The following is a 14889-nucleotide window of genomic DNA, read 5'->3' as shown; positions in this document are numbered from 1 at the left end:
GGAAAATTATATAATTGTTATGCAGGGTTATAAGTGAAGCTTATGAAGTTATTGCATCATTATATTAATTTATTTGAAAAATCTTTGAAAGAAATCGAACGAAATATCGTTTGCTTGCCAATATATAGTGTAAGACAAAGGAGGGATGGTACATGAAAGATGAAACAGTGTATACAGATTTAATCCAATTAACTTTATCAGGCAATAAAGAAGCGTATAGCGAATTGTATGATAAAACGATTCAAGAAGTATATAAGACAGCACATTTTTTAATAGAGGATAAAGCAGATATAGATGATGTCGTTCAGGAAATATACATACAGCTATATGAATCGCTTCGTAAATATGATAGTGAGAAGCCATTTCGTCCATGGTTAATTGGACTTGCGATTAAACAAATCCATTCTTATAGAAGAAAGAGGTGGATGCGACTGCGAATTGTAAAAAAAGCAGAAGAGCAAAGAAAACCAGTAGAAATTGATTTTTCTAGCGATGTTGTAAGTAAAATATCAAACCAAAAATTAATTGAACTCATTCATAAATTACCATATAAATTGAAACAAGTTATTATCTTAAGATACTTACATGATTACTCACAAGAAGAAGTAGCACAAATATTACATATTCCAATCGGTACCGTGAAATCTAGAATTCATGCGGCCTTAAAGAAACTACGTCAAAAAGAGCAAGTAGAAGAAATCTTTTTAGGAGAGGTAGGGAATGTGAAATGAGCTTAGATTGTAGAGTTAGAGAATCTATACAAGAAGAAGCGAAGGGGATTATTGCCCCGCCGGAGTTAAAAGAAAAAGTAATTGTTCAAATAAAAATGAAGAGCGGGGGAAGTAAAAGGAAGAAGCGCCTTATCGCAGGAGTGCTTGCAGCCGCATTTTTAATCCCGACGACTGGTTTTGCTTATCAATCTATTATGGCGGATGGTATATACGGATCTTTTGAGAACTTAAAAAAACATGCCGGAGCTATAACATTAGAAGGATACATGCGTTTTAATGCAAAGTTATCACAAGCGAAAGACGAAATGGGTGCGAAGGAATATGAAGAGTTTACAAAAGAACTAAAGAAATTAACGAATGCAAAGCTTGAGTACGGGGATTCGAACGGTAATATTGATTATGATCAATTATCACCAGCTAAAAAAGAGGAAATGAAAAAGGTAGAAATGGAACTTCAGCCGTATTTTGATAAATTAAATGGCCATAAATCTAGTAAAGAAGTATTAACTTCAGAAGAGTATGAACAATATATGGAAGCGTTAATGTCATATCAAACTGTATTAGTAAAAGCGAAATCGAGTGGTGGGATAACAGTAGAAGAAGTACCTGAAGCTTATAAAGAAAGATTTATTAAAGCAGAACAGTTTATGGAGTATGTAGATGAAAAGGTGAGATAAGTAAAAAAGCTCATAGCTTAAGCTGTGAGCTTTTCTTATTGAAACGTAAATATATTAACCACCTATTCCTTTTGCTAGCAATAAGAAATATACAAATATTAGTATGACTCCATTTAATGTCGTACCAACTATTTTAAATAGCCAATTCTTTGATGCGATCGCAAAAATAATACCGAGTAATGAAAGAATACTTAGAAGCACAATAATTAATGTTAAATTTGAATTAGGTCCTCTTAAAATAAAGAAAGAACATATACTTGTGATAAACGTTAGAAACGAGAAAGTCCCTAATTTCATAATAAGTCTCCCTTGTTTGAAATGTATTTTGATTTAGTGCGCGACTTTCTTTAGTTTAGCATAAATTTCCTATTACCAATTAAATATATGAACAATAAAAAACGAGTATAAAATCTATGCGATTTCATACTCGTTTTGTTATTACTTAAATTTCCTTACCACATGTATAGCAACTCTTACTAGGAGTATTGCACTTATAAATAACCCAGCATAACCAACGGCACTTAAAAATTGAACATTAGGTTCTTTTGCATACAAGTCAGGGGCAGAATTACCTTGACTTGCTTAATAAAGTGAAAGTGGGAAATCACTTAGTTATATTCCTTACTATTCTCCTTGTCTTTTTGTATCAAACAATCTAAAAGTGAGTAACCAGCTATTAAACTAATAATGGTAATGAAAGTTGTATTCACAAGAATAATATTAGTTAAATAAGGTAGGTATTTACCAACTGGTGAAAAGAGTAGAGCTGGAGAAAAGGCAATGAATAGTGTTGGCAACGTAATAGCGATAAACTTATCCGGCTGAAAGTTCCAGTTTTGTTTACTCGTTTCGCGATTAATTGATTGTAGGAATCGTAATAAAATGCCGACCAAAAGAGGGAAGAGTGTAAAGTAGAATAATCTTGGATAGACGTTAAAGTTCACTTGCGCGTCTGTATCTAAATAAAATTGAATTTTAACACCTACAACTAATAATAAGATGATAAATAATGTAAAGCAGAGGTATAGTATCACTTTTTGCATTCCATTCCACCATCCTTTATTAAAAAATATATTCAAGGAGCGAAGATATATACGATAATGGCGTTGTATATATCTTCGTTTTCTATTAGTTAATTGTGGATTTTGTTTGCTTCGTTAAGTAATCAATAATTCCCATCGCGCTAATTTCTAAATCAAGATGTAAAATGTTATAAACAGAATGATTGGATGGAACATTTAGCTTTGTAAGATGAGTGGAGACTTTCTCCAGTAGTAAAGATTGTAATGCCTTAGTAGCCTCATCAAAATCAGTATGTTTTTGAAAAATTTCATTTCCAGTATTAACGAAAATAGGTAACCAATGTTCAAGTTGGTTATATACTTCTGTAACATTGGATGATGCGCCGTAATGACCGAAATAAATAGTATCTACATTCATACTTTGAATATGATTTTTAGAAGCAATCATCGCATCTGGCTGGAATTGTGAAGGAGACGTTGATGGTAGATATAGTTCTACATCAAGGTCTGCGAGTTCTCTATAATAAATTCCTATTGTATCACCAGTAAAAATGCCGTTTGTTAATGAATCGTGAATGCTAATATGGTGCTTCGCATGTCCCGGTGTATCATAAAATGTGAGTGTACGGTCTTCTGCAATTTTTAATGTATCACCATTTTGTACAATATGAACACGTTCTTCTTCAATTGGAAGAATTGGATCAAAAAGTTTATCAAAATCTTCTTTGTACACAGCTTTTGCGCCAAGAATTAGTTTTGTTGGATCAATCATATGACGAGCCCCGCGCGGATGCACAAATAGAGTAGCATTTGGGCACTTTTCCATCATTAACCCTGCTGCGCCTGCGTGATCTAAATGAACATGTGTAACGATAATGTTTTTTACATCATTTAAATTAATATGTAATTGCTGTAAGCCGTCTAAAATATAGGGAAGAGAAGGGGCCGCACAAGTTTCAATTAAAGTAATATCGTCACCTAATAAAACGTATGTACCTGTGCGTTCATCATGTTGTAAGTCATAATCATCAATAAGATATAGATGAGAAGATAGTTGTTCTACTTTTTTCATACTTACCACTCCTTATATACGGTATGTATCTATTATACGCTAAAAACAGAAAAAGACAGAAAACGAAAGCTCGTCTTCTGCCCTTTTGTAATGTAGTTATTTCGTTTGTTCTTTATTGATAGACATAACGAACAGTCCAACAATGCCACCAACGATCGGAAGCATAATTTCTCCTGCTAAATTAAAGTAGGAGCTTAAAAATAAACCATTTACATCGATTACCCAGCCAATAACATACAATAACATCATATATAGTACGAAATAAAACTCGCGATTTGAAATCGTTTCATGTTGTGCAGTTTTCATAATGAACACCATCCTTTTCTATTATAATGGAAATATAAACTGTCACATTTTGTTCACAAATTAATTGTAAAACTTTCCATCATAAAAGTCTAGTATATCGTGTCGAATTTTCGAACGAAAATAAAGCGCTATCATTACGGTATGTGAATACGTAATAAGAGCTGTATATTCACGAATGTAGTATAGTATAAACATAGAATGATAGTGAAGAGAGGGGTATGAACAATGACAGTTTATGATTTTTCAGCTAAAACAATAACAGGAGAAGAAAAATCGTTAAAAGATTACGAAGGAAAAGCACTTCTTATTGTAAATGTAGCTAGTAAATGTGGATTTACACCACAATATAAAGGGTTACAGGAAGTATATGATAAATATAAAGACCAAGGACTAGAAATACTCGGTTTCCCTTGTAACCAATTCGGAGGACAAGAACCAGGTACAGAAGCGGATATTACTAGTTTTTGTGAGTTGAACTTCGGTGTAAACTTCCCGATGTTTGCAAAGGTTGATGTGAAAGGTGATAAAGTTCATCCTCTGTATACATACATGACAGAGCAAGCACCAGGTTTACTCGGTATGAAAGCAGTAAAATGGAACTTTACTAAGTTTCTAATCGGAAAAGACGGGAAAGTAGTAGGACGTTTTGCGCCGCAGACGAAGCCGGTGGATTTAGAGGGTGAGATTGAGAAGGCGCTTGGGGAATAATTAGGAGTTAGCTATCTTTTATTATGTTTACTAAAAAACACCTCAAAGAACAATGTAGTTCTTTGAGGTGTTTTCTTTAAACTCACATTATCAAGATTAAATCACTCTATCGTAGTCGTTTGATTTAGGCAGAGAAGCTGCTTTTTTCATAAGCACTTCCCATAAGTGTACGGATGTCTTCCATTCGGCTGCGGCCTGTTCCTTTTGATACATAGCGTTCTCATAACTGAAAGTAAGTTGTTGCATATCGGCCGAATTGTAAAGTGTATCGATGTGGAGAGCGTATTCTCGGAATGTTTGACTTTCACCCCGTGGTATGCCAATTCTCGCAAATTGTTTTAAAAGTGCACCGTAAGCTTTTTGATAAACAGCATCATCTTTTCGGTATTTATAGAAAAGAATAATAAAAAATGTAATCCATTTCATTCTAGTGGTGAAGAGAATGTATCCGATGATACTAATCGGTATCGTAGAGAGGAATACGTACCACCAAGAAAAATCATTTTTGGAATTTGTGATCTTTTTAGTAGAGGCTTCTTCTGTATTTTCTATTAAACTTTTGAGCTTTGCTTCATTGTTCCGTTGGTGTATTGGCTCGTTATTAGAATTATTTACTTCGTTATTTTGTGAAGTAGAAGCAGGAGTAGTATTTGTAAAATTATAGGGATTGGTAAATCCTTTTGTTGGTTCGAATGGAATCCATCCGTATCCTGGGAAATATACTTCGACCCAAGAGTGTGCGTTATCGTTCGCGATTTTATAAACATCCTCACCTTCTGCAGAGGCAAGTGTATTATCAAGAGTTCCTTCTGTATAACCTTTTACCCAGCGAGCAGGAATCCCGGCAGAACGAAGTAACACGATCATAGACGTCGAGAAATTATTACAGTAGCCGCTTTTTGTATCGAAAAGGAATTGATCTACATAATCTTGGTTTTTGGAAGGGAACAACACATTCATTGTTTCATATACAAAAGAATGGTCGGTAAAGTAGTTTTCAATAGCTAATACTTTATCATATCGGTTGTCTTTATCATTTGTTAGATTTACAGCTAAGTCTTTTACTCGCTGTGGTAATGATTCGGGAAGTTGCGTGTACTTTGTCATGAAATAAGGATTTGATTCTTGACCTTCATTTGTTTTTACAGCTTTCAAGTTTTCTATGGAAAACTCTGGGACCCCATATGTTACTTTATATGAATTTAAAATAGTAGAAGAATCTCCGTCCATCGTATAGATTTTTTCTGAAAAGGGGTCAACGCTGTATGATACATTAGAAGAAGCCTCAACTGATACTAATCCTGCTGGATAGGTAAGGTGTGGATAACTTTTTTGCATGGTGATTGTTGCCTCAGTGGCCTCCGTTTTTGTATTTTGTTCGTACCAGCTCACGACGTCGTTTTTATTTTTAAAAGAAATCTTTTTTTGATTTTCAGAAACTTCCCAGCCTTTTCCTGTATAAAAATCTTTCGTTTCGACTCTCCAATATTGTTTGTTTTGCGTTTGTGCTGTGAAAACAATTGTAGGATCTGCCTTAAAAGGACCGCCTAATCGCGAGTCATCTAAACCATATCCAATTTTAGAAACTTCTTGTTTTTTACTTGCTTCGGATGTGTTGAATTTTAAAAAATCCATTGGGTTTGGCCATTGAGGGCCAAATTTTGGAGCAAAGTATGCGATAGTTGCTGACAATACAATAAATATTGTAAGAGGTCTAAGTAATTTTGAGATTTCTCTAGCAAAATTTTGTAAGTGTTCCATCTCTCTTATTCGTTCTATGCGAAGAAGACTAAGCATAAAAAAGCCGATGACAATAGTACGAATAATAGCGTAGTTTGCATTGTATAAATGTAAGTTATGAAAAATGGTGATATAAATAATAGTCAATATAAGAAATAACAACCCACGTTTTTTATGAATCATCCAAAAAGAGATGAAAGCACTCAAAAACCAAAAGGATAAAAAAAATAAAAGTGTTGGAAAAACGGGAGAAATATCTAGCAAATTCCCCTGGAAAAACAGAGAGGAATTTCGAGAAGTATCAGCAAAAAATTTCGTTAGCCAAGATGGATTTATAAAAGCATTTTTATAATACAGGAAATGAATGATGAATAAGATCGTGACGATCTTTATTGGAATCTGCCACCTTGTTTGAAAAAAAGAGAGAGTGAAGCAAATTCCTATAAATATTACAAAAATATCTAATCTACCTACGTTTGTAATACCTATAAGGGGTCTTAGCCATTCTAGTAAAAGTAGAAATGCACATGCATGCATGAAGAATCTGCTCATATCCCATTTGTATTTTGTTCGTAATGTTATCATTTGCTCACCTCAAAAAACACGTTTGTATACCGGTTCCCATAAACCACATTTACAAATATTTTTCGTTTTTGTAGAGTTTCTAGAATACTTAGTTCTCGATGTGAGAGTTGATTTGCTTTTTCTTTCACGACAAACACCATTAATTTTCTGTTTTTTATAGCAGCAAAGTCAGCCGCCTTTTGAATATCGGGAGAAAGATCGCTTGTTACGAGTATAATCGTTACGGGCTCATAAATTTTTCTTAATTCCATTTCTACACTCCGGGAGAGCGGGAATACACTGTCTGCTTGTACTTTCGCTAAATGACAAAAGATTTGTTGTAACTGACTATCTCCATTGTCTAAAGGGAAAAAAGTTCGTTCTTTTCCGACAGACACGAATGACGCTGGTGAATTTTGCTTCAAGACAGCCCTTACAATAGAGGCGGAAAATGTTACGACTGATTCGAATAGAGGGGACTCAGTTCTGTCCATGAATATCATGATATTATGGCTGCGCTGTTGTTCAAACTCTTTCGTCATAATATTGTTTGTTCGGGCAGTTGCTTTCCAATCAATCCATGAAAAGCGGTCACCAGGTTTATAGTCTCTGACACCGACAGAGATTGTAGAGTCTTTTGCTAAATTTATATTTGCTGAAAGCGCTCCTTGTTCGAAATGATTTTCCAATTGTCGATACGTTATATCTACGTACTGGGGATAGATTAAAAATGTATCTGGAACTGAAAAAGTTACTTCCTTCTCCATCATACCGAATAGATCACCAGTTTTGACACGTACGCTTGAAAAAGTGTGCTCTCCTCTAGGGATTGTGTCAATAACATATTGAAACGAAATATTCCGTTTGAATCCTGGAAAGAGTATTACCTTATTCACCTTCGTTTGTCTACAATTTGTAAATTGTGATGGCAGTTCATCTTCTATAATTAAATAAAGTAAGGGAAAAGGAAATCTTCTTTTTATTGTAATGGTGCTTAAAAATTGTTCTCCTGCTGCATATTCATTTTGGTTTGTTATTCGTTTTACTTCAGCGTCTCGTAAAGCGTAGAAGGGAAGTAGTAGTGAATAAAGACCAATAGGAATCGTACTGTAAAACAAAAACCAACTTACAAATCCTCCTTGAAGCATAGCGTACACAAATGTTAAGACTAGGCATAAAGGTATTAGCAATAACTTCGTAACGTGATATAGCGCCCGTAGTAGTCGTTTCATCAAAGGTTTTTCGTCCTTTGAGTCGGCACGGTAGTTCGTGCAACGATTTTGGCGATAACTTGTTCTCCTGTTATTCCTTCAAATCTTGCTTCCATTTTTAGAATGAGTCTGTGAGCTAAAACGTAAGGAGCTAAAAATTTAACATCGTCTGGAATAACATAATTTCTGCCATGGATGAATGCATAAGCTTGTGAAGCTTTCATTAAAGCGATTGAGCCGCGTGGACTTGCACCTAGCTGTATAGAACTATAAGAACGCGTCTGAGTAACAAGTTTTACAATGTAATGCTTGATTGCTTTGTCCATGCTTACTTCCCGTACGCTTTGTTGTAAATAAAGTAATTCTTTTATTGTAGTAATAGCTTGTAAATGAGAGAGTGGATTTGTTTTTTCCATCCGGTTTAAAATTTCAAATTCTTCTTCTGGTGTAGGATATCCCATTCTTAGCTTCAACAAGAAACGATCGAGCTGAGCCTCTGGTAAAGGATATGTTCCCTCATATTCGACCGGATTTTGTGTAGCCATTACAAAGAAAGGTTTTGGTAACGGTCTTGTAATGCCATCTATTGTGATAGTGCCTTCTTCCATACTTTCAAGTAAGGCAGATTGTGTCTTTGGAGATGTACGATTAATTTCATCAGCAAGTACAAAATTCCCCATAATCGGTCCAGGCTTGAACTCAAATTGGAGTTCTTTTGGATTATAAATAGAAACACCTGTTACATCTGACGGCAGTAAATCAGGTGTGAATTGAATACGCTTGTAATCAGCATCAATTGATTTAGAAAGAGCACGTACTAGCATTGTTTTCCCAACGCCAGGAACATCTTCTAATAGTACATGACCTTCAGCTAAGAGAGCTGTCAAAGCTAAGAGCGTTTCTTGTCGTTTTCCGACCATTAATTTTTCAATATTGTTGATTATTCTTTCTACTATGGGATGTAATGAATCAAGCTGGGGCATCGTAATCCTCCTAATTTTATTATCTTTTCTAATTCATTTTTATGTTAAAGAAAAGGAGTTCCTTCATTTTAATGCAGTATAATAGTAATCTAAGAGGTAAGTAGGAATGGTTTATATAAGTTCATATTGAGAACTTATATAAATAGGAAAAACTTAAATGTTAAAAAATCATGGTGATATACTTTATAATTTATATGTCCCAAAAGGAAATCCTACAAATAATTTTATGAATATTCAGATTATATATGCAGATAACATCTAGTATAATTGTTTCCGTAATTAAGGGCAATACAGTAAATAATGATTTGTAGTTTTATCCCTCTATTTGCGGGCTGATTAAAGTTTCACTTTATATAAAATATGTCTTGATAATAGTATCGTTGCAGAAAAGTAAATTCCTTATAGCATTATTGAAGTAGTATCAAAACTCTTTTTAATATATTTATATAAAAACGTAGGAATTTCTCCTGCGTTTTTTCTTATGCAAAAAAAGGTGAATCCTCCAAATACTATTATCCTAATAAGCCCACTGCTGACCGAAATCTTCACAACAAAACAAAGTAATCTTTACTTATAAATGTTTCCCCTTAAACCGATTTCCAAATGAATTTATGACAATCTCTTGAACTGTGCGAAATGTCACATCTGTATTTTACAATCTCTCTTATAGTAAGGGTATGTAAGAGAGACGTATTAAAGGAGTGAACAGTATGAAGAAGAAACCTTCAGCACTAATGAGACGTTTAAAATATTTTTCACCAATAGATCGTTATAACGATAATCATACACAAGAAACATATGAAGATCGCGAATGGGAGAATGTGTACAGAAAGCGTTGGCAGCATGATAAAGTAATTCGTTCTACACACGGCGTGAACTGTACTGGTTCATGTAGTTGGAATATATATGTGAAGGATGGAATTGTAACTTGGGAAGGGCAGGAGCTTAACTATCCGACTACAGGTCCTGATATGCCTGATTTTGAACCACGAGGATGCCCACGTGGAGCAAGTTTTTCTTGGTACATTTACAGTCCGCTTCGTGTGAAATATCCGTATGTACGTGGTGTTCTATGGAGTATGTGGCAAGAGGAACTACAAAATAACGAGTCACCACTAGACGCTTGGAAAAGCATTGTGGAAAACCCTGAAAAAGCACGTACGTATAAGCAGGCGCGTGGTAAAGGGGGATTCATTCGTGCGAATTGGGATGAAGTATTACAACTCGTTTCTGCTTCATTACTATACACAGTAATTAAATACGGTCCAGACCGCAATGTTGGTTTTTCACCAATTCCAGCAATGTCGATGTTAAGTCATGCAGCTGGTAGCCGCTTTATGCAACTTATGGGTGGACCAATGCTTAGTTTCTATGATTGGTACGCAGATTTACCACCAGCTTCTCCGCAAATTTGGGGTGATCAAACTGATGTACCAGAAAGTAGTGACTGGTATAACTCTGGTTACATTATGACATGGGGTTCAAACGTACCGATGACGAGAACGCCAGATGCACACTTTTTAGCCGAAGTTCGATATAAAGGAACGAAAGTCGTTTCTGTAAGTCCTGACTTTGCCGAGTCTACAAAGTTTGCAGATGATTGGATTAGTGTGAAACAAGGTACAGATGGTGCACTTGCGATGGCAATGGGGCATGTGATCTTACAAGAATTTTACGTAGATAATCAAGTGGAATACTTCACAAAGTATGCGAAGCAATATACTGATTTTCCTTTCTTTGTCACATTGAAAGAAAAAGGAGATCAATTCGTTGCTGATCGTTTCTTAAATGCTACTGATATTGGACGTGAAACAAAGTTAGGAGAATGGAAGCCTGTTCTTTGGAACGATAACACGAAAGATTTTGCAACACCTCACGGCACAATGGGATCACGTTGGGATAACGAGAAGAAATGGAACTTGCGTTTAGAAGATGAACAGACAGGTGAAACGATTGATCCGCGTCTTTCTTTACTTGGAATGGAAGATAGTGTTGAAACAGTGCAAATTCCGTATTTCTCTGATGATGGAAATACAATATTAGAACGTACAATTCCAGTGAAAAAAGTTATGACAGAAGAAGGCGAAGTGTGCGTTACAACTGTATATGACTTAACGTTAGCAAATTACGGTGTGAACCGAGGTCTTGGCGGGCAAGAACCGAAAGATTTCAATGATGATGTACCGTTTACACCTGCATGGCAAGAGAAAATGACCGGAGTAAAGCGAGAGCTTATTATTCAAATTGCTCGTGAGTTCGCGCAAAATGCAGTTGATACGAATGGCCGCTCGATGATTATTATGGGAGCTGGTATTAACCATTGGTTTAACTCTGATACGATTTATCGCGCAGTTTTAAATCTTGTTCTTCTCGTTGGGGCACAAGGTGTAAACGGCGGCGGTTGGGCACATTATGTTGGTCAAGAAAAATTACGACCAGCAGAAGGATGGCAAACAATCGCGATGGCGAAAGATTGGCAGGGGCCACCGAAATTACAAAACGGTACATCTTTCTTCTATTTCGTAACAGATCAATGGCGTTATGAAGATACACCTGTTGGACATTTAGCATCACCAGTTGAGGGCAACTCTCGTTATCAACATCACGGTGATTACAACGTATTAGCAGCACGACTTGGCTGGTTACCTTCTTATCCAACATTCGAGAAGAATGGGATTGAATTATATAAAGAAGCTGTTGCTGCTGGTGCAACAACACAAGAAGAAATCGGAAAATACGTTGCACAAAAACTAAAAGAAAAAGAACTGAAATTTGCGATTGAAGACCCAGATAATAAAAACAACTTCCCGCGTAATTTATTCGTATGGCGTGCAAACTTAATTTCAAGTTCCGGTAAAGGACACGAATATTTCTTAAAACATTTATTAGGTACAACAAACGGATTAATGAATGACGATAGTGACTCATTAAGACCAGAAGAAATTAAGTGGCATGAAGATGCACCTGAAGGGAAGTTAGATTTACTCATTAATTTAGATTTCCGTATGGCTGGAACGGCGCTTTATTCTGATATCGTCTTACCTGCTTCAACTTGGTATGAAAAGCATGATTTAAGCAGTACGGATATGCATCCATTTGTACATCCATTTAATCCAGCAATCGGTTCACCGTGGGAAGCACGCTCTGACTGGGATATTTTCACCTCTCTTTCTAAAGCTGTGTCAGATTTAGCGAAGAAAATCGATCTTGAACCAATGAAAGAAGTCGTTGCAACACCACTTCTTCACGATACACCGCAAGAATTAGCACAACCACTTGGTAAGATTAAAGACTGGAGCAAAGGTGAGTGTGAACCGATCCCAGGTAAAACAATGCCGCAAATTCATGTTGTCGAAAGGGATTATAAAACGATTTATGACAAGATGACAGCGCTTGGACCAAATACCGGAAAACAACCGATTGGTACGAAAGGGATTTCTTGGTCGGCAGAAAAAGAATATGAGCAATTAAAGAGTCGATTAGGAGTTGTTCGAACGGATTCTATTGCGAAGGGGTGCCCAGACATAAAAGAAGCAATTAATGCTGCTGAGGCGGTATTAACACTTTCTTCTACAACAAACGGTCATATGGCGGTAAAAGCATGGGAAGCGCTTGAAAAACAAACCGATTTAAAACTACGTGACTTAGCAGAAGAACGTGAAGAAGAATGCTTCACATTTGAACAAATTACAGCGCAGCCTAAAACAGTAATTACTTCTCCGGCCTTTACGGGTTCTGAAAAAGGTGGACGCCGTTACTCACCATTTACAACAAATGTTGAACGTCTCATCCCTTGGAGAACGATAACTGGTCGACAATCTTTCTACTTAGATCACGACATGATGAAAGAATTTGGCGAAACGATGGCAACATTTAAACCAATACTGCAACATAAACCATTCCGTAAATCACGCCCTGAAGTAGAAGGGAAAGAAATTACACTAAACTATTTAACACCGCATAATAAGTGGTCGATTCATAGTATGTACTTCGATTCATTGCCAATGTTAACGCTGTTTAGAGGTGGTCCAACTGTTTGGATGAATAAAGATGATGCGACTGAAGCTGGTGTTGCTGATAATGATTGGATTGAATGCTTTAACCGTAACGGCGTAGTCGTAGCACGTGCTGTTGTAACACACCGTATACCGAGGGGGATGGCATTTATGCACCATGCGCAAGATCGTCACATTAACGTGCCTGGTACGAAATTAACAAGCACCCGCGGGGGAACACATAATAGTCCAACTCGTATTCACGTTAAACCAACACATATGATTGGTGGATATGGCCAATTAAGCTATGGATTTAACTATTATGGTCCGACTGGGAACCAGCGTGACTTAAACGTTGTAATCCGTAAACTGAAGGAGGTAGATTGGCTTGAAGATTAAAGCGCAAGTCGGAATGGTAATGAACTTAGATAAATGCATCGGCTGCCACACTTGTAGCGTAACATGCAAAAACACCTGGACGAATCGTCCAGGTGCTGAATATATGTACTTCAATAACGTAGAAACGAAACCTGGAATTGGTTATCCGAAACAATGGGAAAATCAGGAGAAATACAAAGGCGGCTGGGAATTGAAAAATGGTGAAATTCAGCTGAAATCCGGTTCGAAAATGAAGCGTCTTATGAATATTTTCCACAATCCAGATCAGCCAACAATTGATGATTACTTTGAACCTTGGAATTATGATTATGAAACATTAACAAATAGCCCGCAGCGTAAGCATCAACCAGTTGCTCGTCCGAAATCAGCAATTACGGGTGAATTTATCGACAAAATTGAATGGGGTCCAAACTGGGAAGATGATTTAGCAGGCGGACATATAACAGGGTTACAAGATCCGAACGTCAAGAAAATGGAAGAAGGAATTAAAACGGATTTTGAAAATGTCTTTATGATGTATTTACCACGTATTTGCGAACATTGTATGAATCCATCTTGCGTTTCTTCTTGTCCATCGGGTGCGATGTATAAACGTGAGGAAGATGGGATTGTTCTTGTGGATCAAAATGCATGTCGTGCATGGAGATTTTGTGTATCGTCTTGTCCGTATAAAAAAGTATATTTTAACTGGCAAACAAATAAAGCTGAAAAATGTACAATGTGTTTCCCACGTATTGAAGCTGGTATGCCAACAATTTGTTCTGAAACATGTGTAGGACGTATTCGATATATTGGGGTAATGCTATATGACGCTGACAAAGTAAAAGAAGCGGCTTCTGTTGAAAATGAAAAAGATTTATATGAATCTCAGCTTACTGTTTTCCTAGATCCAAATGATCCAGAAGTAGCAGCTGAAGCGAAAAAACAAGGCATTCCTGAAGAATGGATTAAAGCGGCACAACAGTCGCCAATCTATAAAATGATTATCGATTGGAAAATCGCTCTACCTCTTCATCCAGAGTATCGTACAATGCCAATGGTTTGGTATATCCCACCGCTTAGCCCAATTATGAACATGGTGGAGGGGAAAGGTAGTAACTGGCAAGCAGAAGAGATTTTCCCTGCTATTGATAATATGCGTATTCCAATTCAATATTTAGCGAATTTACTCACTGCAGGAGATGAATCACATATTCGTCTTACATTGAAAAAATTGGCTGTCATGCGAACGCATATGAGAGCGTTGCAAATTAATAAAGAACCAAATGAAGCTGTATTAAAAGAACTCGGTTTAACGAAAGAAGATGTAGAAGATATGTATCGTCTTCTTGCTATTGCGAAATATAAAGATCGCTTTGTTATCCCGACGTCTCACCGCGAACAAGTTGCAGATTTATATAGCGAGCAAGGAAGTTGTGGTTTATCTTTCGCAGGTGGGCCAGGCTCTTGTACGACAATTTCTTAAAAAAAGGGGCAGAAAA

The 14889-nt window shown here is 36.4% G+C and carries 12 protein-coding genes; 5 read left to right on the top strand and 7 right to left on the bottom strand.

Translation table 11 applies throughout. The annotated features are described in order from the left end of the window. Window positions 1-152: 152 nt before the first annotated feature. Window positions 153-731 carry a sigma-70 family RNA polymerase sigma factor gene (locus tag MR066_RS13550; protein WP_002031567.1) on the top strand — a complete coding sequence of 193 codons (579 nt, stop codon included), beginning with the start codon at window positions 153-155 and terminating at the stop codon, window positions 729-731. Beyond that, window positions 728-1408 (top strand): DUF3600 domain-containing protein, encoded by a 681-nt coding sequence (locus tag MR066_RS13545; protein WP_002127077.1) that lies wholly within the window; start codon window positions 728-730, stop codon window positions 1406-1408. The genes MR066_RS13550 and MR066_RS13545 overlap by 4 nt, the downstream gene beginning before the upstream one ends. Before the next feature lie 54 nt (window positions 1409-1462). Here the strand turns inward: MR066_RS13545 and MR066_RS13540 are convergent, their stop codons facing one another. The 4 genes from MR066_RS13540 to MR066_RS13525 all read right to left on the bottom strand — a co-directional run bounded on the left by MR066_RS13540 (window position 1463) and on the right by MR066_RS13525 (window position 3808). Next, window positions 1463-1705, bottom strand: coding sequence for a hypothetical protein (locus MR066_RS13540; RefSeq protein WP_002135917.1), 243 nt, complete (start codon window positions 1703-1705; stop codon window positions 1463-1465). 311 nt (window positions 1706-2016) lie between these two features. Then, window positions 2017-2451, bottom strand: coding sequence for a hypothetical protein (locus tag MR066_RS13535; protein WP_002135918.1), 435 nt, complete (start codon window positions 2449-2451; stop codon window positions 2017-2019). Between the two features lie 85 nt (window positions 2452-2536). Next, entirely contained in the window at window positions 2537-3502 is a 966-nt protein-coding gene (locus tag MR066_RS13530) for an MBL fold metallo-hydrolase (RefSeq protein WP_002141446.1), read from the bottom strand. Window positions 3503-3598: 96 nt separating this feature from the next. Then, the gene (locus tag MR066_RS13525) at window positions 3599-3808 is read right to left on the bottom strand and encodes a DUF3925 family protein (protein WP_002127081.1); all 210 of its coding nucleotides are present in this window, start codon (window positions 3806-3808) and stop codon (window positions 3599-3601) included. 225 nt (window positions 3809-4033) lie between these two features. Here MR066_RS13525 and bsaA point away from each other — a divergent pair, with 225 nt between their 5' ends. Next, window positions 4034-4516 carry a glutathione peroxidase gene (bsaA, locus tag MR066_RS13520; RefSeq protein ID WP_242247461.1) on the top strand — a complete coding sequence of 161 codons (483 nt, stop codon included), beginning with the start codon at window positions 4034-4036 and terminating at the stop codon, window positions 4514-4516. Window positions 4517-4612: 96 nt separating this feature from the next. Here the strand turns inward: bsaA and MR066_RS13515 are convergent, their stop codons facing one another. Genes MR066_RS13515 through MR066_RS13505 form a run of 3 tightly spaced genes read right to left on the bottom strand, consistent with a single transcriptional unit; the run spans window position 4613 to window position 9014 of the window. Further along, entirely contained in the window at window positions 4613-6841 is a 2229-nt protein-coding gene (locus MR066_RS13515) for a transglutaminase TgpA family protein (protein WP_242247460.1), read from the bottom strand. After that, complete coding sequence (locus MR066_RS13510; RefSeq protein WP_002189415.1) at window positions 6838-8052, bottom strand: DUF58 domain-containing protein; 1215 nt, start codon at window positions 8050-8052, stop codon at window positions 6838-6840. The genes MR066_RS13515 and MR066_RS13510 overlap by 4 nt, the downstream gene beginning before the upstream one ends. Then, complete coding sequence (locus MR066_RS13505) at window positions 8052-9014, bottom strand: AAA family ATPase (RefSeq protein ID WP_242247459.1); 963 nt, start codon at window positions 9012-9014, stop codon at window positions 8052-8054. The genes MR066_RS13510 and MR066_RS13505 overlap by 1 nt, the downstream gene beginning before the upstream one ends. A gap of 710 nt (window positions 9015-9724) precedes the next feature. Between MR066_RS13505 and MR066_RS13500 the strand changes: the two genes are divergently transcribed. Together MR066_RS13500 and narH are read left to right on the top strand one after the other, a co-directional pair. Further along, on the top strand, window positions 9725-13408 hold the full coding sequence (locus MR066_RS13500; protein ID WP_242247458.1) for a nitrate reductase subunit alpha: 3684 nt from the start codon (window positions 9725-9727) through the stop codon (window positions 13406-13408). Next, window positions 13398-14873: a nitrate reductase subunit beta gene (gene narH / locus MR066_RS13495; RefSeq protein WP_002141456.1), complete on the top strand. Its 1476-nt coding sequence runs from the start codon at window positions 13398-13400 to the stop codon at window positions 14871-14873. The genes MR066_RS13500 and narH overlap by 11 nt, the downstream gene beginning before the upstream one ends. Window positions 14874-14889: the final 16 nt, after the last annotated feature.

It is taken from the genome of Bacillus cereus group sp. BfR-BA-01523 (genome assembly GCF_022662615.1).
Lineage (GTDB): Bacteria > Bacillota > Bacilli > Bacillales > Bacillaceae_G > Bacillus_A > Bacillus_A mycoides.
The sequence above is the reverse complement of the archived record's forward strand: the minus strand, read 5'-3'. Positions and strand labels throughout refer to the sequence as shown.

Coding starts and splice junctions, on each gene's coding strand:
- MR066_RS13535 (WP_002135918.1), bottom strand. CDS start 2,451: ATGCAAAAAGTGATACTATACCTCTGCTTTACATTATTTATCATCTTA.
- MR066_RS13540 (WP_002135917.1), bottom strand. CDS start 1,705: ATGAAATTAGGGACTTTCTCGTTTCTAACGTTTATCACAAGTATATGT.
- MR066_RS13530 (WP_002141446.1), bottom strand. CDS start 3,502: ATGAAAAAAGTAGAACAACTATCTTCTCATCTATATCTTATTGATGAT.
- MR066_RS13525 (WP_002127081.1), bottom strand. CDS start 3,808: ATGAAAACTGCACAACATGAAACGATTTCAAATCGCGAGTTTTATTTC.
- MR066_RS13500 (WP_242247458.1), top strand. CDS start 9,725: ATGAAGAAGAAACCTTCAGCACTAATGAGACGTTTAAAATATTTTTCA.
- MR066_RS13510 (WP_002189415.1), bottom strand. CDS start 8,052: ATGAAACGACTACTACGGGCGCTATATCACGTTACGAAGTTATTGCTA.
- MR066_RS13515 (WP_242247460.1), bottom strand. CDS start 6,841: ATGATAACATTACGAACAAAATACAAATGGGATATGAGCAGATTCTTC.
- MR066_RS13545 (WP_002127077.1), top strand. CDS start 728: ATGAGCTTAGATTGTAGAGTTAGAGAATCTATACAAGAAGAAGCGAAG.
- MR066_RS13550 (WP_002031567.1), top strand. CDS start 153: ATGAAAGATGAAACAGTGTATACAGATTTAATCCAATTAACTTTATCA.
- MR066_RS13505 (WP_242247459.1), bottom strand. CDS start 9,014: ATGCCCCAGCTTGATTCATTACATCCCATAGTAGAAAGAATAATCAAC.
- bsaA (WP_242247461.1), top strand. CDS start 4,034: ATGACAGTTTATGATTTTTCAGCTAAAACAATAACAGGAGAAGAAAAA.